Origin of the sequence: Halococcus qingdaonensis (assembly GCF_024508235.1) — an archaeon.
GTDB lineage: Archaea > Halobacteriota > Halobacteria > Halobacteriales > Halococcaceae > Halococcus > Halococcus qingdaonensis.
Window position 1 is genome coordinate 1,564,401 of the sequence record NZ_CP101943.1, and the last position, 16,952, is coordinate 1,581,352.

The window sequence follows — 16,952 nt, forward strand, 5'->3', positions numbered from 1 at the left end:
ACTGCCATCGATCAGGCACGGAGTCGCACGTCGAGGCAGACGTTCAGCTCGTGGGGCGCGTACGAGCGCACCGACTGACGGCTCTCGATCGTGACCTCGTGCTCCTCGGCGGCCGCGCGGATCGCGCGCTCGCCGGGCCCGTAGGGATCCGACTCGTGCTGGATGTCGTAGTAGTGGAGCAGGCAGTCGTCGCTCGCGAGGCGCACCGCCGCATCGAGGAACTCGTCGGCGCTGTGGGGCAGGTTCATCACGAGCCGGTCGGCCCAGCCCTCGTACTCCTCGGCGACCGTGCGCACGTCGCCCTCGATGGCCATGATTCGCTCCGCGACGTCGTTGCGCCGCGCGTTCTCGCGAAGATAGTCGACGGCCACCGGATTCAGATCGACGGCGACGACTTCCGCCCCGCGCTTGGCCGCCGGGATCGCGAACGGGCCGACACCGGCGAACATGTCGACCACTCGCTCGCCCGCCGCGATTTTCTCGGTCACACGGTGGCGCTCGGTCGCCAGCCGAGGCGAGAAATACACCTCGGCGATGTCGAGGGCGAACTCGCAGCCGTACTCGCGATGGACGGTTTCGGTGCTGCCGCCGGCGAGGTGGTCCCACTCGCGGGTGCGGAACTCGCCGGTGACCTTCGAGGCACGGTTCAGCACCGTCTCGACGGGAAGCGCCGACTCCATCACCGCCGCCGCGATCCGCTCGGCGCGTTCGGGATCGGCCTCGTCGACGAGCACGACGTCGCCGAGGCGCTCGTAGGTCGGCTCGAACCCGAGGATATCGGCGGGCATGTCCTGCGTCTCGCGTGCCGGTGCGTCGTGCGTGACGACCGCGTACTCGTCGGGAACCGCTTCGCTGTCGGTGACGGGGATGAAGATCTTCCCATCGACGACGGTGATCTCGTGGTCGCGATCGACGAGGTCGCGCTCGGCGAGTGCCGCCCGCACGGCTTCGCCGTTCTCGCGCGCGGCGCGGACGCACGGCAGTTCCATGCCCGCAGTCGCCGCCGGGCCGGCCTAAGCGTGGCGTTTCGATGCGATGACCGACGGTGCGAGTCGTTTAATCCGCCTGCCGCCCGAGGCGGGCCATGCTCACCTTCGTCGGGCTCGGTCTCTACGACAAGCGCTCGATCACGGTCGAGGGCCGGGAAGCGCTCCGGGACGCCGATCGTGTCTTCGCCGAGTTCTACACCAGCCGGCTCGTCGGGACCACGATTGAGGAACTCGAAACCCATCACGGGGTCGCCATCGACGTCCGCGATCGAGCGGGCGTCGAACAGGAGCCGGCACCGGTCCTAGATGCGGCCGAAGCGGGTTCGGCAGTGTTTCTCGTCGCCGGTGATCCGATGGTCTCGACGACACACACTGACCTCCGGCTTCGTGCCCACGAACGCGACATCGAGACACGCATCATCCACGGAACGACCGCCCAGACCGCCGCGGGCTCGCTCACTGGCCTCCAGAACTACCGCTTCGGCAAGGCGACGACGATCCCCTTCGCCTACCGTGATCGGCCGATACCCGAAAGCGTCGTCGAAACGATCGAAGCCAACCGCGAGCGCGGGCTCCACACGCTCTGCTATCTCGATATCAAGGCTGCCGAGGGGCGATACATGAGCGCCGATGTCGCCGCTGCGCGGCTCGCACCCGAAATCGACGGGTTGGGAGTGGTCGTTGCCCGTGCCGGCAGTCCCGATCCGCTCGTGGTCGCCGACCGACTGTCTGCGCTCGCGGAGGGTGCGTTCGGCGACCCACTCCACCTGCTCGTGCTTCCGGGTGAACTCCATCACCTCGAACGCGACGCGCTCGAAGCGCTCGCGGACGCACCGCCCGAGCTACTCTGAACTGTCGGTTTCGGTGACGCCACCGTCGGCGCGAACCGTCGTCCCGAGCGCATCCTGGAGGTCGTACTCCGTGCCGGTGGCCATGAACAGCACGTCCTCGATGACGACCATGATCTCGGGCAGTTCGCGGACGACGACCCACGTGATGGCGACGAGCGCCAGCACCGAGAGGCTCTGGGCGAGGATCCGATCGACGACGAAATACGAGACCTTGTAGGGATCGCTCGCGCCGAACAGCCCCATCACGACGTCGGGAAAGACGTGGAACTTCTGGAGGCCGAAGCCGAGTCCGATGAGGACGTTGCGGACGAGGTTCAGCGCGTAGATCACCGGGATCGAGACGGCGAGCGCGCGGAACTTGCGCGAGAGCGGGGCCGACGTCGCAGCGATCAGCCCGCCGAAGATGGCCATGCTGCCGATGCCCGTGCAGGCAATCAGGATGGTGTAGGTGATCGTGTGGCCGCCGTCGGCGAACCAGAACGTGCTCTGATAGGCGGGATAGGTCCCGTCCGGCACCATCGCACCCGAGACGACCGTCGGCTCCGCGCCGATGAGTTCCATCAAGAAGGCGGTCTGGCTCGTCACGCTCTCGATGAGGAATTGCTGGAGCGCGGTGATCGTCTCGAACGGGAAGAAGATGATACCCATCGCGGCGATCGCCCGCGAGAGCACGAACAACGAGTCGCGGCCACGGGCGAGCAGGAGGCCCGCATACATGCTCGCCGGAATTGCCACGAGCACCCCGATCCCCTCGATGAAGCTCTTCTGGACGAACGCGAAGTGATGGAACACCGAGAGCCAGAAGACGGCGAACAGCAGCCACGCGGCGACTGTCACCGACCGGGCGAAGCGGCTGTCGCGCCACGAGAGCACGCCACCGGCGCTGAAGGCGAGCACGGACAGCCACGCCAGCGGATCGGAGAACTGGCCGAACCACGCGAGAGCGGCGAGCAGCCCGTCGATCATTTGTCGACCCTACGACGATCGGCAGTATAGGTTTTGCCGTTGGCCTCAGTGCCGCCGCCACGCCAGCCCGGCCAGCGAGAGCGCGAGCAGCGCGGCGACGATCCCGAACCCGGGACCGCTCCCGTCGGTCGTCCCGTTCGTACCGGTCGCCGTCGCTGCCGTGGTTCCCGACGCGGTGTCGGCGGTGGTCGTTTCGACGGTCGTCGTCTCGACGATCGTCAACCGCGCGCCCGTGGTGACGGCGCTACCATTGGCGGTGTACGGCCCGTCCTCGCCTCCGTTGGAGCTGCTGAAGTCGTACACCTGATTGTCGTTGCTGTCGGTATGGGCCATCACGACGACGCGCGTGTCTTCGGCCAGCGGCTCGGAGAGCGAGACGGTGACGTTCTCGGTGGTGCCGTTTTCGAGGTAGCTCGACGCGCCGAGGACGCTTCCCAGCGGGTCCGACGAGGCGTTCGCCGCGTGGACCACGACGAAGCCGCCGTCGGGCAGCGTCGCGTTCCTGATCGTCACCGTTTCGCCGGTGGTGGTCTGGTCGGGGACCGCGAGCGCTGCGGTGCCGTTGGGCGGGCCGCCCGGCCGATACGGACCGACGGTCGTGTTCATCCGGTCACCGGTGCCGAGCGGCCCCTCGGCCCGCACGGTGACCGTGCTCCGGGGCGCGACCGACGAGAGGTTGAACGAGGTGTCGAACGAGCCGTTCGGCTTCACCCGCGTCGTGTTGGTCTTGACGATCGAACTGCTGCCGTTGCGTTGGATGCGGACCGTCACCTCGCTACCGGGCGCGACGCTCGTCGTGCCCGAGATGGTCTGGTTCGGACCGGCGACCAGCGACGGGTCGGCGAGACCGACCTCGGTGCCGACGAACGTGACGTTCGCACTCACCGACTCGTCGGCGTCCGCGAGCGTGCTCTCGCCGTCGATGGCGAGCGTGCTCTCGAAGCGATCGCCGGCCGAGAGCGTTCCGTTGTCGAACACTGCCGCCCTCGTATCGACGTTGACGTAGAGCACGTCGTTGCGCGGGTCGGGCACCACGCGGATCGAGTCGTTCGCGAGGCTTCGGTTCAGATCGAGGCGTTTCGGCGGGCGGTTCGTCGACGGGTTCGTCTGCACCATGCTGAAATCGAGCGCGCCACTGCGGAGCAGTTCCGTGACGTTCGAGACCGCGAGCGCGCCGTAGACCCCCGAGAGCTTGACCTGATTGACTGACACGTCGCCGACGGCGACCGAATCGGAGGCGGTGATGCGGCCGTTGTCGACGGCGGCGGCGACCTCGCTCGCGTTCGTCGCGTTGTCGAAGGTCGCCGCTGGTGCGGTCCAGGTGATGAGCTCGCCGGCCGTGCGCTCGGTGAGCGCGAGCGTGGCCGTGTCGGTCCGCCGGTCGTCGACCGCCACCGAGAGGTTGTACTGACTCGTCTCCAGCGGGCTATCGAGCGGGGCGGTCGATCGGTTCGTGCCGACGACCGCATCGCCCGCGGTGGCTCCGTACACCGGGTTGTCGGTGTCCAGACCGGCGATGTACGTGTTCATCAACAGCGTCACACGCCCGTCACCGTTACTGTCGTTGACGGTGACGTTCGCCGCGTAGTTGACCGCCTCGCTGCCGACCGAGACGGTCGCGTTCGTCGTCCCGGAGAGATCGAGTTCGATCGCGGCGATGTCGCCGCGCTGTTCGGTCACCGTCGACTGATTGAACGATGCCGTCGGGCGGTCGGTCGCATTGCCGACATCCTGTGCCGCCGCTGGCATCGCACCGACGAACGCGGCGAGAACCACGACCACCACGAGGATGAGTCCGGGGCGGTCGTTCACGGTCGCCACGCACGCTGTCGGTACTCCGTACTCGTCGACGATACGGGATGGGCTATCGAGGGGTTCCAGTGTGCTGACCGGAAGCGGGCATGCTGACCTGGCATCGTTGCTCGGCGTATGGCTGAAAGGATAGACTCCCCTTATAAGTGCTTTGTGGTGGCGGGCGCGCCGTCCGGCGACATCGATCGCTCAGCGTGGGGTGGCGACGACCGCGAGGTGGTCGGCGTGGAACGGGTCGAGCCGGCGGCTGTCGAGGATCTCGTACCCCTCGCGGAGATCGTCGAGCGCGTCGGCGAAGACGTCGTCCGGCTCGCGCGTCGCGTCCTCGCTTCTGGCTTTGATCGACGCGTACAGGCGTCCGTCGTCGCGGAGGAACCGTCGGTTCGCCCGCGCGACCCGTGCCTGTCCGCGCGTCGCGACGTCCTGGACGAGCAGATCGAGACCGTCCTCGACGACGTGCGCGTATGTTTCGGGTTTCCGGGCGTCCTTGAGCAGTGGAAACAGGTTCCCCCGCGTCTCGGCGACCGACAAGAGATCGCGCATCGGCCGGGCGGCGAACTCGACGGCGTAGGTCGGGCCGGCGACGTCGGCGACGTGGCTAGCGGTCGTACCGTTGGCCGCGCCAAGGTAGAGCACGCGATCGCCGGCTGCGAGCCCCGGCTCCATTCCGAGTTCGTACATCGCGCCGAGCTTCGAGCGGTGGGCGTCCCACGCCCGCCAGCCGTCGGCAACCGGTTCGCCGTAGACCGCTTCGCCTCGGGTGGCGAGGCGCTCCTCGCCATCAATAGCGCGGTACTGCACCCCGTCAGGCAGCGCCATCGTCCTCCCCACCGGTACGGATCCGCCGCATACGTTCGTCGAGATCGGCTTCGAGCGACGGTCTGCGGTCGCCGGCGTAGTGGTCGATCCGTGCGGCGATCGTGAGCTTGCCGGCGAGTGCGCGCGCCGCCGAGCCGCGTTTCTCGGGGCGCGTGCCGCGAACGTACTCGTGGACGTAGATGACGCCGTGTTTCGGTGAGGGGGCCTGCCCGCGAAGGTGGGCGAAGAGTGCCTCCTCCGCGCCGAGGACCTGCACCGTGCTGCTCGACGTCTTCGCCAGCGAATCGAGTCCGCCGGCGAGTGCGAGCAGCCGTGCCGCGAGCGTCGGTCCGGCGAGTGCCGCGAGGTTCGGCGCGGCGCTCCTGATCACCCGTTCGACGTACCGTTCGAGCGCGTCGCGTTCGTCGTCGAGTTCGATCGCCCGTTCGGCGATCGAAACCAGTCGTTCGTCGGCCGGCTCAGCGGGTTCGGTGGCGGCGAGCTCCCGACAGTAGTCGAGTCCCGTCCCCGATTCGGCGTCGCGGCTGCCGGCCCACTCGGCGACGCGTTCGGCGAGTTCGTTCGCCATCCGTCCGGCGTCATCCATCGCGCGCACGGCGTGGATCACCTGCTGATCGTCGGCGCGCTCGCGTTCTTCCATCGCCGTACGGGCCGCCGCGGTCGTCGCCTCGTGCAGGCGGTCGTAGTACGCCTCCTCGCTCGTGGCAAAGCCCGCCTCGATCGCCCGGTCGGGCCATGTATCCGGTGCGTCGGCGCTCCCCTCGCGAACGCGCTCTACGCCCACCTGATCGGCCGCGAGACCGGCGAACCATCCCTCGCTCATGGCCGCCGTAACCGACCGGCAGCGAAAAGGGGTCCGGTACGTGCCACGTCGAACAACGACCCACGGATCGTCGAGCGCATGGTGGCGTACACCGACGATTACCGTACAACGTGCATTGGTCGTCGGTACCGGCGAGATACGTTCTACTGATGGAACACGAACGAATTTGGGTGTGTTTCTGGCATACGTTCATAAGGGAAGTCGGCGAAGAATAGTCCGTGCGGCGACGCACGAGAATACCATGACAGATGACGATACTATCCGAGAGGATTCGGACGGCGTTCTCGATTTCGTTGGACAGGTAAGCGATCAACTACGCTCGCGGCGCGGGTTCATGGGCGATGCGGCGAAGGTCGGCGTCGGCACGGCCGCACTCGGCGCGGTCGGCAGCGGCGTCGCGGCCGCCAACGACGGCAGCGGCGACAGCGGTAGTGGCGGTGACGACGTCAGCGACGTCGACGTCCTGAACTACGCGCTCACGCTCGAACATCTGGAGGCAGCCTACTACAACGACTTCCTCGACAATTATTCGGAGAGCGAGGTCGAGCGCTCGGAGGTCGCGAACTACTTCGACCGGGAGACGCTGCAGTATTCGGTCTATCAGCAGATCCAGGACGTCCGCGATCACGAGGAGGCCCACGTCGACGCGCTCAGCAAGACGATCAACGACCTCGGCGGCACACCCGTCGAGCCGGCGAACTACGAGTTCCCGTACTCGTCGATCACCGAGTTCGTCGCTGTCGCCGACCGCCTCGAAGCCGTCGGCGTCTCCGCCTACGCCGGCGCGGCACCGCTCATCTCGAACCCGGACATCATCCCGCCAGCGCTGTCGATCCACAGCGTGGAAGCCAACCACCAGACCTACTTCCAGCTGCTGAACCTCCAGCGGCCCGCGCCCAACGCGTTCAACCCCGCGCGGACGATGGACGAAGTCCTGCCGATCGCCAAGCAGTTCATCGTCAGTGAGGAGGACGCACCCGAGATGGCGTCGGCGACGTTCGACGACCAGAGTTCGGACGGATCGAGCGTCACGGTCGCCTCGGCCGCGTTGCCCGACGGCGGCTTCGTCGCCATCCACGACAGCAGCCTGCTCGACGGCAACGTCGCGGGCAGCGTCATCGGCGTCTCCGATGCCTACGACGCCGGTACGGCGATGGACATCGAGATCCCGCTCTACGCCGAGGTCCCCGGCGGCGATTACGACCAGTCGAGCCTGCAGGGAGACCAGACGCTGATCGCCATGCCCCACAAGGACACTAACGGCAACGGCACCTACGACTTCCTCACCTCGGGCGGCGAGGCGGACGGAGCCTACACGCAGGACGGGGAGGCGGTCGTCGACGACGCGTCGATCACCGTCGAGTGAGCGCGCCACGACACCGATAGCAGGGTCACGCGCCCTGCCCGAACCGTAGCCATTCTTTGACGAGTTCGTTCACGTTGTGGAACACGATCGCGACGGTGAGCAGCGTCGTGGCGAGCGAGAGGATGAACCCCACCGGGCCACCGATCGACGCCCCAGCCAGCCCGCCGGTGATCGCGACGACGGTGAGTTCGATCCACGTCACCAGGATCCGAGAGAGCAGGTTCGGACTCGACGAGTCGTCGAGTGACGACTCCTCGGTTTGGGAACCATCGGCAGTGACTCGTTCGTCGTGATCCATCAGTAGGACTCACCCGCCTCGATCGGACCGCTGAACACCGAGTAGAGCACGCCGAAGTAGACGAAGATCAGCGGGAGCAGGAGTCCGGCACCGATTGTCATGACGTTGAGCGGCAGCGTCGAGACGATGGCGTCCTCGACGGTGAGACCGCTCGCCCGGTCGATCAGCGGGTACATCGATCCGGCGACGACGCCCACGAGGCTGAAGACGAGCCCCGCCACGGCGACGAACGCGAGATAGTAGCGGTCGCGCGCAGTCGCGAGCGCGTACCCGCCAGCCAACACGAGCGTGGCGACGACCAGCCCGACGACGAGCGGCGAGAGGAGCGCCGAACGCAGTCCAGGTGTCGTCGCGTAGAGCGCGCCGAGTGCGATCACGACGAGCGCGAGATAGGCGGCGAGGGCACGATAGCCGTCGGTCGCGAGGCTCTCGCGCAGTTCGCCGCGCGTCTTCAGTCGGAGGAAGGCGACGCCGTCGACGACCGTCAGCGCGACGACGGCGAACCCGACGACGATGCCCGGGAGCGTGACGATCGTCGTCGCGCCGAGCAGCCAGTTCGCTGCGAACAGGCCGATCAGGAACGGCGTTGTGAGGCTCCCGACGACGAACGCCCGGCCCCACCACGTCTTCCAGGTCGCGTCGTCACGCTGTTCGTACATCTCGGGGGCGAGCCCGCGCAGTCCGAGCGCGGCGAGAATGGCGAACATCAGCAGGTAGTGCCGGCTGAACAGGTTCGCGTAGATCGACGGAAACGCTGCGAACAGCGCCCCGCCGAAGACGACCAGCCAGACCTCGTTGCCGTCCCAGAACGGCCCGATGGCGTCGAGCAGTCGCTCCTTCTCGTGTTTACTGTCCCTGGTCGCGAACAGGATACCGACGCCGAAGTCGAACCCGTCGAGGAAGAGAAAGGTCCCGAAGATGAAGAAGACGAGCCCGAACCACAGCTCGGCGAGCGGCAGGCCGAACAGCGGCTCACTCGCGAGCATGCCGAGCTCAGTCATCGACGCTCACCGCCTCCTCCGTCGTCGGCGATTCGACTGCGGCGAGTTCGTCGCGGGTCGGCGGACCGCTCCTGACGAGTCGGACGACGACGTAGGTGTAGAGGATCAGCAGGAGCGCGTAGCCGCCGGCGAAGCCGGCCAGCGTGAACGTCGCTTCGGTACCCGTCAGGCCGGGCGAGACGCCGTCGGTGGTCTTCAGCACGCCCTGGATCACCCACGGCTGGCGGCCAACCTCGGTGACGATCCAGCCGACCTCGACGGCGAGGAAGCCGAGCAGCGACGAGCCCATCAGTGCCTTGTGGAGCAGATCGTCCTCCAGCAGCTCACCGCGCCACCAGCGGTAGGCCCCCCAGAGCGCGAGCAGGATGAACCAGAAGCCGAGCGCGACCATGATGCGAAATGCCCAGAAGACGATCGCGACGGGTGGCGCTTCCGTCTGGAAGGACTCCAGCCCGCGTATCGTCGCCTCCGCGTTCCCACCGCTGGCGAGCCACGACGCCATTCCGGGGATGCCGATGCCGAACAGCTCCTTCGCCCGCGGGTCGAACAGGTCGTCGACGTTCGTCGGCACGGCGACGATGTACTCGGGGACGTAGGATTCGGTCTCCCAGACCGCCTCCATCGCGGCGAACTTCTGGGGCTGGGTGTCGGCGACGTGGCGGCCGTAGGCGTCACCCTGGATCGCCTGGATCGGGGCCGTGACGAGCAGGACGACGAGGGCGATCTTGAGCGTCTTCTCCCAGAACTCGGGATGGTCGATCGGGTTCTCCCGGACGTGATGGCGGAAGACGTAGTAGGCCGCGATGCCGGCCATCAGGAGCGCGACGGACTCGACGGCGGCGTTCTGCATGTGGACGAACATCCACGGGAAGCGGGGGTTGAGGTAGGCAGCGATCGGATCGACGAGGTTGACGACCGACTGGCCGTTCTCCATCACCATCTCGAACCCCCGCGGGGTCTGCATCCAGGAGTTGGCGATCAGGATCCAGGTCGCCGACAGCCAGGTTCCGAGGCCGACGGCGACGCTCGAAACGAAATAGACCAGGTTCGAGACGCGCTCGCGCCCGAAGACGAAGATCCCGAGGAAGGTGGCTTCGAGCATGAACGCCATCATCCCTTCGAGCGCGAGCGGGCCGCCGAACAGCTCGCCGGCGATCGTCGAGAAGGCCGCGAAGTTGGTGCCGAACTCGAATTCGAGCACCAGCCCCGTGACCGTGCCGACGGCGAAGCTCACGGCGAAGATCTTCGTCCAGAACCGCCGGAGCTGCTCGTAGATGGCTTTCCCCGTTCGGATTTCCTTCCACGTGAAGTAGACGAGGAACGGTGCGAGCCCCATACTCACCACCGGGAAGATGATGTGGACGATGGTGGTGAGCGCGAACTGGAGGCGGCTCGCGATGACCGGATCAACCACGGTGGTTCACCCGCGGTTGCGGCGTCGAGGCGTGTCGGCGGTCGCTGGTCGATGATCCCCACGTGGGGGCGGTCCGAGACGCGTTCATGATCGACAGTTGGTGATACAGGGGGGTCAACTGACGGGCGATTCCCATTCCGTGGGAAACGAGACGGGCGCTGTCGTGAGTCGAGTGCACAAGCATTACACTTTACGCCAGGGATATCAATTCGATGCGGACGAACCCCCATCCGGATCGTCGAATCGGGCAGCCTATTCCGGCCGCGGGTCACGGATCGACAATGGGACCTGCACCGATGGACGACGGGGACACGCCGGTGCAGGTCGTCCTCGACGCGCTCGACGATCCCGACTGCCGAGCCATTCTCCGAGAGGCCTCCCAACCCATGACCGCAAAGGAACTCAGCGATGCCTGTGACATCGCCGAATCGACGGTGTACCGCAAGCTGGATCTCGTGAGCCGGGCCACGCTCGTCCGCGAGTTCCACGACGTCCATCCCGAACGGGGGCGCATCACGCGCTACCAGCGCGACGCCGATGGACTGGACGTCGCCATCACCGACGACGGGGTCGACGTGACGGTCGATCGGCCGACACACACCGTCGACGAGCGCCTCGCCGATATGTGGTCCGAGATGGGTGACGAGCTGTGAGCCAGGCGCTGTCGATCGCGATCGTCGTGAGCAAGACCGTCATCTTCGTTCTAGGCACCGCCATCGCCTACATCGCCTACAAGGCCCACCGTCGGACCGGCTCGCCGTCGCTCCGCGCGCTCGCGGTCGGTTTCGGAATCGTCACCGTCGGGGCGCTGCTCGCAGGGATCGCTCACCAGCTGCTCGGCGTCGGGCTCCGTTCCGGGGTCCTAATCAACAGCGTCCTGACGGCGCTCGGCTTCGGGGCGATCGTCTACTCGCTCTACGTCGAGTGAGTCCACCGAATCCGGTCACAGGGATCCGTTGACGATAGTAGAACGAAGTAGGCTTAGATCGCGCCCAGGCTGTCCTGTTTGCGCATCAGATAGAGGAAGTAGGGCCCGCCGACTAGCCCGGTGACGATGCCGACCGGGATCTGGACCGGGCTCAACAGGAGCCGTGCGCCGACGTCGGCGGCGACCATCAGCGCCGGTCCGACGAACAGACAGCCGACGACGAGTTTCTTGTAGTCGCTCCCGACGATGTTCCGGACCATATGCGGAACAATCAATCCCACGAACCCGACGATTCCCGCGGCAGCGATGCTCGCGGCCGCGGCGAGAACCGCCACACCCGAGAGCGCGAATCTGACTTTCTCGACGCTCATGCCGAGCGATCTCGCGGTGCTCTCACCGAGCAGGAGGACGTTCAGCTGTCGAGCACTGACCAGCGCCAGCACCATCGCGACGACGGTCCACGGCAGCACCATCCGGACCTGTTCCCAGTCGGTGCCCGTGAGCGAGCCGGTCGTCCAGGCGATCGCGCTCTGAACTACCCCGAGATCGTCGGCGAAAAAGAACAGTCCCGTCTGCAGCGACTGGAAGACCGTGCTAACGATCACGCCCGCGAGAACGAGCCGGATCGGCGAAGTGCCGTTCTTCCACGCGATGAGATAGACGATCAGGAAGGCGACCGCACCGCCGACGGCCGCGATCAGCGGCAGGACAGCCGACAGCCCCGAGAACACGACGAGCGTGAGCAGGATCATCAACCCTGCACCCGACGAGACGCCGAGGATGAACGGGCTCGCCAGTTCGTTTCTGGTGACGGCCTGGAAGATCGCACCCGAGACGGCGAGGTTCATTCCGACGAACGCGCCCACGAGCACGCGCGGCAGGCGGATGTTCCAGACGATCAGGCTCTGCCGTCCCATCTCGGGGATCTCGCCGCCGAGGAAGAACGCTTCGAGCGCCTGCGGGTTCAGCAGGACGTCGGGATCGAACACCGCTTGCCAGGCCTCCGTGATCGACATCGAGTACGCGCCGAAGCTCACCTGGAGCAGACCGGCCACGACGACGATGGCGACGCTCGCGACGACGAGCGCGAGCAGCGAGCCGTCGATCCAGCCGAGCCAGCGCTCGCGCGCGGAGCGAGTGGTTTCTGTGGTGGATTCGCTTGCCACGATCAGCGCCCCGCCGTGGCGGGGATATGCTCGGCAGCGGTTCTTGGATCACGATCGACGAGTTCGTTTTCGGCGGGGAGAGATGGATGTAGCCATCGTGTCGCACCCGGGTCGGAATCGACTCCTACTGTGGCTCTCTCGCCGACCTGCGCCGGCTCTCCGTGTGTCTCCGGTTCGCGTTGCATGTGAATTAGGCCAGCCTAAAATCATATATCGGTTTCGTTCCTCGATTGATCCGGGAGCCACCAGTGGACAGGGAAGAAGCGATCAGGTCTCGTCGGGACTATCTAGGACGTTCTTCAGCGGCGGTGCCTCGTAGTCGGCGAACCGATCGAGCAGTTCGTCGGGCTCGTCCTCGATCAGGACGATCGAGCGGTGATCGGCGCTCACGAACCCCTCCTCGCGCTGGTGGTCGAAGAACGTCGCCAGCTCCGCATAGTAGTCCGCGACGTCGAGGAGCCCGCAGGGGTTCGCGTGGAGACCGAGCTGCGTCCAGGTGAGCACTTCCATGAACTCCTCGAGCGTGCCGTAGCCGCCGGGGAGAGCGACGAACCCGTCGGCCAGATCGACCATCCGCCGTTTGCGATCGTGCATCGAACCGACGACGTCGAGCTCGGTGAGCCCCTCGTGGGCGATCTCGCGCTCGCGGAGGCCGTCGGGGATGACGCCGTGGGCCTCGCCGCCCGCTTCGAGCGTCGCGTCGGCGACCGTCCCCATCAGTCCGACGTCACCCCCGCCGTAGACGAGCCCGAGATCGCGCTCGGCAAGCGTCCGCCCGAGGCTCACGGCCGCCTCTTGGTAGGCCGATCGCGCGCCGCTACTCGACCCGCAGTAGACACAGATCCGATCCATATTTCGCCTCCTCGCCGCACGGCGAAGTAGCGTGTGATCCGGGTCGCCATCTCCTTCCTGTGCACGCAGACACGCTTCGCACACCCACACTCGGTAACTGTTTTGCGTGCGCAGTACGTACTGAGAGGCATGTCAGTGTCGTCCCGTCGCCCGCGCGGGGTCGCTGTGCTGGCGGGGGTGTGGCTGCTCGCCCTCGCCGGCATCGGTGTCCTCGTCGGCTCGGAGCTGTTCGGTGCGCTGCTCGCGGACGGTGCGCTCCCCTCGATGCTGGTCGTCGCCGTCGGGCTCGCGCTCCTCTTCGGCTATCTCGGCTATCGGACGAACTCGAAACGCCTGCTCTCGCGCCTCGACGTGGCCCCGCTTACGCAGGCACGTGCGCCGCAGGTCCACGCGAGCGTCGATCGCCTGGCCCGGCGCATGGAGATCGACCGCCCGGAGATCTATCTCGGACGGCTCGGCCAGCCGAACGCGTTCGCGCTCGGTAGCGACACGCTCGTCGTCGATCAGTCGCTCGTGCGGCTCCTGACGCCGGCCGAACTCGAAGGCGTGCTCGCCCACGAGTTCGCGCATCTCGAAGGCTACGACAGCCTGCTGCGGACGCTGGCGACGAGTCTGCTACGGACGGTGACGTCGCTCCTCCTCGTGGTGCTCGTCCCGCTCATGGTCGTGATATCGCTGATCGGCTGGGGGCTCTCGCTGATCGTCGGCCGGCCGGTGCGGGGCCCCGACAGCGTGGGTAGCGGGCTGCGGAGCGGCATGCAACGACTGGTGAAGAGCCTGCTCGCCGCGCCGACGCTCGCCCTCCAGGCGTACGCGCGCCGTCGCGAGTACGCGGCCGACCGGCGGGCGGTGGCGGTGCTCGACGACCCGCTCGCGCTCGCGCGAGCGCTGCAGAAGATCCAGCGGGCGAACGAACCCGACCGGGGACTGCTCGGCTGGCTGCTGCCGTCGCGCGATCGGGAGACCGAACGCTCGCCGACCGAACGGGCGCTCGCGAGCCACCCGCCGACCGACGAACGCGTCGAGCGCGTTCACGAGGCCGCGAACGCCGCCGGGAGCGACGGCTCGACCCAGTGGCATCGCGTGGATATCGACTGATCGCCAGCGGAATGGAAATCGAGCTAAGAGGGTGTTCGCTGTCAGTATTCGGTGCCCTTCCTGGCGCGATGGCCCGCGTCGAACGGATGTTTCTCCTTGCGGACGTTCGTGACGAGATCGGCACGATCGGCGACGTAGGCCGGTTCCTCGTGACCACCCGTGAGGACGAGTTCGAGCGCGTCGGGCTTCGATTCGACGAGCGAGGCGACTTCCGCGGGTTCGATGAGCCCTTGATTCGCTGCGTACAGGATCTCGTCCAGGACGAGCATGTGAACGCCGTCCTCCGCCGGCCCATCGAGCGCGAGCGGTGACGACAGATCGGCGTCGTCAGCCCCGGCGAGCAGTTCGCGGGCGCGTTCGAGCGCACCGCGTGCTCGCGCGGCGTGTTCGTCGTCGGCCGATCCGTCCAGGAAGCCGTGCCAGCCGTAGTGGCCCGAATTCTCGTAGCTGAACCCCTCGATCGCGGCGATGGCGTTGTACTCGCCGCGCGTCGCCTCGACGCTCGCGGCCCCGCCCTTCATGAACTGGAGCATGTGGACCCGGTAGCCGTGACCGGCCGCCCGGAACCCCATCCCCAGCGCCGCCGTCGTCTTCCCCTTCCCGTCGCCCCACCAGACCTGGACCAGTCCGAACTCGTCGGGCGCTGCCGGCTCGATGGGTTCGGCGGCCGGTGACACCCCACGCCCCGGCGTCCGTCTGTGCTGTGCCTCGCGATCGCCATCGCCGATTTCGCCATCGCTCATGGCTCTCGTGTGCGGGCCGCCTCCCTAACGGTTCTGCTCGTCTCGGTTCAGAGCTCGAAGACGTCCGCACGGCGATCGGTCACGACGCCGTGATCGGCATCGGCGACCGATCCTGGAACCTCTCGATCGGCGTATCGCGAGCGAAAACTCGCCCGGATCGCGTCGCGAACACACGCCCGCGCGGCGGCACCGACCGCGGTCGCGCTGCCCGCGAACGACGCCGGCTCGCCCGCAGTGTCGCTGCCGACGATCACTGCATCGCTCGTCGTTCCCGAAAACCCAGTTGTCGGCAGCAGCGTCGCCGTCTTCGCCTCGACGACGGTGCCGAGGAGGCTCGCGAGCGTCGCCCGCTCCAGATTACGGGTCGTGGCGACGACGAGGTTCACCGTGCCGACGGGCGGTGATTCGTCGGTCAGTCCATCGACCGATTCGTTGTTTGGCTCGTCGATTACCTCGATCGGTGTCGTCGGCAGCGCCGCGGGGTTCGACAGCCCGACGGTCGCGTACGCCACGACGGAATCGAGCCGCGCACCCCGGAGGTGTTGCAGTTCGACGCCGGTCAGCAACGCCGGACCGGCTATGTCGAACCCGGCTCGTTCCCGGCGCTCTTCGACGTAATCATCGACATCCGTCCGCTCCCAGCCCTCGGGCACGCTGACGTTGTAGGCGGCATCGGCCCGTGAAAACCCGCCGTTCCAGCCCGTCGAGAGCCAGCGTGCGTCCGGCATGCGGAGGCCGAACACGCCGTCGGCCGTCGTCGCCTCAAACACCGAGCGCCTCCAGCAAACGATCGTTTTCCTCGGGGAGTCGCACGGCGACGCGGACGTGCGAGTCGAGCCCGCGGAAGGTGGTGGCGTCGCGGATCGCGAGCCCGTGCTCGCGCGCTCGATCCAGCAGCCCGTCGACCGAGCGATCGCCGACATCGAGCAGGACGAACGGTGCGTCGGAGGGGTGGACGTCGAATTTCGATCCGAATGCCTTCGTCATCCGCTCGCGCTCGGCACGCACTCGCTCGCGGGTATCGGCGACGAACTCGTCCCGAGCCATGCAGAACGAACCGGTCGCGAGCGCCGGCACACCCATGTTCCAGGTTCGCCGGGCGTTCCGTAGCGCCGCGCCGAACGTACCCGTCGCGACCGCGAAACCGGCGCGGAGGCCGGGCAATCCGAACAGTTTGGTGAGCGAGCGCGCGACGACGACCCCCTCGCGGCCCGCGAGCGACGGTCGGTCGGTGAAGCCGAGGAACGCCTCGTCAACGAGCAGCGTCGTCCCGGCGGCCCGGCAGCGCTCGGCGAACGCGTCGAGTCGGTCGGGATCGTAGGCGTTGCCGGTCGGGTTGTTCGGGTTGCAGACGACGGCCAGCGCGTGATCGGTCGGATCGGCGTCGAGCAGTTCCGCTTGCGGGACGCACTCCGGCTCGCCGCCGTGTAGACGCATCTCGCGCCCGTACTCGGCGAAACTGGGATACGGAACGAGCGCCGACTCGCCCGGCTCGATCGCGAGCGAGATTGTCGCTCGAATCGCGGCGAGCCCGCCCGGCGTCGGGATCACCTGCGCCGGCTCGCAACCGACGTAGGCGGCCGCCGTCGCGCGATACTCCCCGGGCGGTTCGGCCGGATACGAGCGCGCATCGGCGAACGCCTCGCGATAGATCGCCTCGATCCCGTCCGGGACACGAGGGTTGGTGTTCGCGCTGAAATCGACGATGGCGGGATCGTCGCTGCTGCCGTGTGGCTCCCGGCCGACCTCCCGCACCGTCTCAGGCTGCACGTCGTTCCTCCCGACTGCGGCCGCGACGATTGCCACCGTTATCATCCGATTTGCTC

The 16,952-nt window shown here is 67.1% G+C and carries 19 protein-coding genes; 5 read left to right on the top strand and 14 right to left on the bottom strand.

Annotated elements, in window-relative coordinates:
• Nucleotides 1-11: 11 nt before the first annotated feature.
• Complete coding sequence (locus tag NO363_RS08095; protein ID WP_256684266.1) at nucleotides 12-989, bottom strand: class I SAM-dependent methyltransferase; 978 nt, start codon at nucleotides 987-989, stop codon at nucleotides 12-14.
• Nucleotides 990-1,084: 95 nt separating this feature from the next.
• On the opposite strand from NO363_RS08095, the gene dph5 reads away from it, so the two are divergent.
• Complete coding sequence (gene dph5, locus NO363_RS08100; protein ID WP_256684268.1) at nucleotides 1,085-1,840, top strand: diphthine synthase; 756 nt, start codon at nucleotides 1,085-1,087, stop codon at nucleotides 1,838-1,840.
• On the opposite strand, the gene artA is transcribed toward dph5, so the two are convergent.
• The 4 genes from artA to NO363_RS08120 form a co-directional block, all read right to left on the bottom strand.
• Nucleotides 1,832-2,806, bottom strand: a complete 975-nt coding sequence (gene artA / locus NO363_RS08105) for an archaeosortase A (protein WP_256684269.1) — start codon at nucleotides 2,804-2,806, stop codon at nucleotides 1,832-1,834. The two genes, dph5 and artA, sit on opposite strands and share 9 nt — an antisense overlap.
• Before the next feature lie 45 nt (nucleotides 2,807-2,851).
• Nucleotides 2,852-4,627, bottom strand: coding sequence for a DUF7282 domain-containing protein (locus NO363_RS08110; protein ID WP_256684271.1), 1,776 nt, complete (start codon nucleotides 4,625-4,627; stop codon nucleotides 2,852-2,854).
• Between the two features lie 180 nt (nucleotides 4,628-4,807).
• Nucleotides 4,808-5,437, bottom strand: coding sequence for a fibrillarin-like rRNA/tRNA 2'-O-methyltransferase (locus NO363_RS08115; RefSeq protein WP_256684272.1), 630 nt, complete (start codon nucleotides 5,435-5,437; stop codon nucleotides 4,808-4,810).
• Nucleotides 5,424-6,260, bottom strand: a complete 837-nt coding sequence (locus NO363_RS08120; protein ID WP_256684273.1) for an NOP5/NOP56 family protein — start codon at nucleotides 6,258-6,260, stop codon at nucleotides 5,424-5,426. The genes NO363_RS08115 and NO363_RS08120 overlap by 14 nt, the downstream gene beginning before the upstream one ends.
• Nucleotides 6,261-6,501: 241 nt before the next feature.
• Between NO363_RS08120 and NO363_RS08125 the strand changes: the two genes are divergently transcribed.
• Nucleotides 6,502-7,626 (top strand): ferritin-like domain-containing protein, encoded by a 1,125-nt coding sequence (locus tag NO363_RS08125; RefSeq protein WP_256684274.1) that lies wholly within the window; start codon nucleotides 6,502-6,504, stop codon nucleotides 7,624-7,626.
• Nucleotides 7,627-7,651: 25 nt separating this feature from the next.
• Here the strand turns inward: NO363_RS08125 and NO363_RS08130 are convergent, their stop codons facing one another.
• Genes NO363_RS08130 through NO363_RS08140 form a run of 3 tightly spaced genes read right to left on the bottom strand, consistent with a single transcriptional unit; the run spans nucleotide 7,652 to nucleotide 10,339 of the window.
• Complete coding sequence (locus NO363_RS08130) at nucleotides 7,652-7,924, bottom strand: hypothetical protein (RefSeq protein WP_256684275.1); 273 nt, start codon at nucleotides 7,922-7,924, stop codon at nucleotides 7,652-7,654.
• Nucleotides 7,924-8,925: a cytochrome d ubiquinol oxidase subunit II gene (locus tag NO363_RS08135; RefSeq protein WP_256684276.1), complete on the bottom strand. Its 1,002-nt coding sequence runs from the start codon at nucleotides 8,923-8,925 to the stop codon at nucleotides 7,924-7,926. The genes NO363_RS08130 and NO363_RS08135 overlap by 1 nt, the downstream gene beginning before the upstream one ends.
• Entirely contained in the window at nucleotides 8,918-10,339 is a 1,422-nt protein-coding gene (locus NO363_RS08140; protein WP_256684277.1) for a cytochrome ubiquinol oxidase subunit I, read from the bottom strand. The genes NO363_RS08135 and NO363_RS08140 overlap by 8 nt, the downstream gene beginning before the upstream one ends.
• A 281-nt stretch (nucleotides 10,340-10,620) precedes the next feature.
• Here NO363_RS08140 and NO363_RS08145 point away from each other — a divergent pair, with 281 nt between their 5' ends.
• A complete protein-coding gene (locus NO363_RS08145; RefSeq protein WP_256684278.1) occupies nucleotides 10,621-10,992 on the top strand; it encodes a winged helix-turn-helix domain-containing protein in 372 nt (123 codons plus the stop codon).
• Entirely contained in the window at nucleotides 10,989-11,267 is a 279-nt protein-coding gene (locus NO363_RS08150; RefSeq protein ID WP_256684280.1) for a DUF7521 family protein, read from the top strand. Before NO363_RS08145 ends, NO363_RS08150 begins: the two co-directional genes overlap by 4 nt.
• Before the next feature lie 53 nt (nucleotides 11,268-11,320).
• Here NO363_RS08150 and NO363_RS08155 read toward each other — a convergent pair whose 3' ends face one another.
• From NO363_RS08155 to NO363_RS08165, 3 genes are all read right to left on the bottom strand, one after another.
• Nucleotides 11,321-12,433 (bottom strand): FecCD family ABC transporter permease, encoded by a 1,113-nt coding sequence (locus tag NO363_RS08155; protein ID WP_256684282.1) that lies wholly within the window; start codon nucleotides 12,431-12,433, stop codon nucleotides 11,321-11,323.
• 2 nt (nucleotides 12,434-12,435) lie between these two features.
• Complete coding sequence (locus NO363_RS08160; protein ID WP_256684284.1) at nucleotides 12,436-12,618, bottom strand: hypothetical protein; 183 nt, start codon at nucleotides 12,616-12,618, stop codon at nucleotides 12,436-12,438.
• An 82-nt stretch (nucleotides 12,619-12,700) separates the two neighbouring features.
• On the bottom strand, nucleotides 12,701-13,285 hold the full coding sequence (locus NO363_RS08165; RefSeq protein WP_256684286.1) for an LOG family protein: 585 nt from the start codon (nucleotides 13,283-13,285) through the stop codon (nucleotides 12,701-12,703).
• 129 nt (nucleotides 13,286-13,414) lie between these two features.
• On the opposite strand from NO363_RS08165, the gene NO363_RS08170 reads away from it, so the two are divergent.
• The gene (locus tag NO363_RS08170) at nucleotides 13,415-14,383 is read left to right on the top strand and encodes a M48 family metallopeptidase (protein ID WP_256684288.1); all 969 of its coding nucleotides are present in this window, start codon (nucleotides 13,415-13,417) and stop codon (nucleotides 14,381-14,383) included.
• A 41-nt stretch (nucleotides 14,384-14,424) separates the two neighbouring features.
• Here NO363_RS08170 and NO363_RS08175 read toward each other — a convergent pair whose 3' ends face one another.
• Genes NO363_RS08175 through NO363_RS08185 form a run of 3 tightly spaced genes read right to left on the bottom strand, consistent with a single transcriptional unit; the run spans nucleotide 14,425 to nucleotide 16,896 of the window.
• Nucleotides 14,425-15,126, bottom strand: coding sequence for a cob(I)yrinic acid a,c-diamide adenosyltransferase (locus tag NO363_RS08175; RefSeq protein ID WP_256684289.1), 702 nt, complete (start codon nucleotides 15,124-15,126; stop codon nucleotides 14,425-14,427).
• A 47-nt stretch (nucleotides 15,127-15,173) separates the two neighbouring features.
• Entirely contained in the window at nucleotides 15,174-15,896 is a 723-nt protein-coding gene (locus NO363_RS08180; protein WP_256684290.1) for an adenosylcobinamide amidohydrolase, read from the bottom strand.
• Complete coding sequence (locus NO363_RS08185; RefSeq protein ID WP_256684291.1) at nucleotides 15,889-16,896, bottom strand: aminotransferase class I/II-fold pyridoxal phosphate-dependent enzyme; 1,008 nt, start codon at nucleotides 16,894-16,896, stop codon at nucleotides 15,889-15,891. The genes NO363_RS08180 and NO363_RS08185 overlap by 8 nt, the downstream gene beginning before the upstream one ends.
• Nucleotides 16,897-16,952 lie beyond the last annotated feature (56 nt).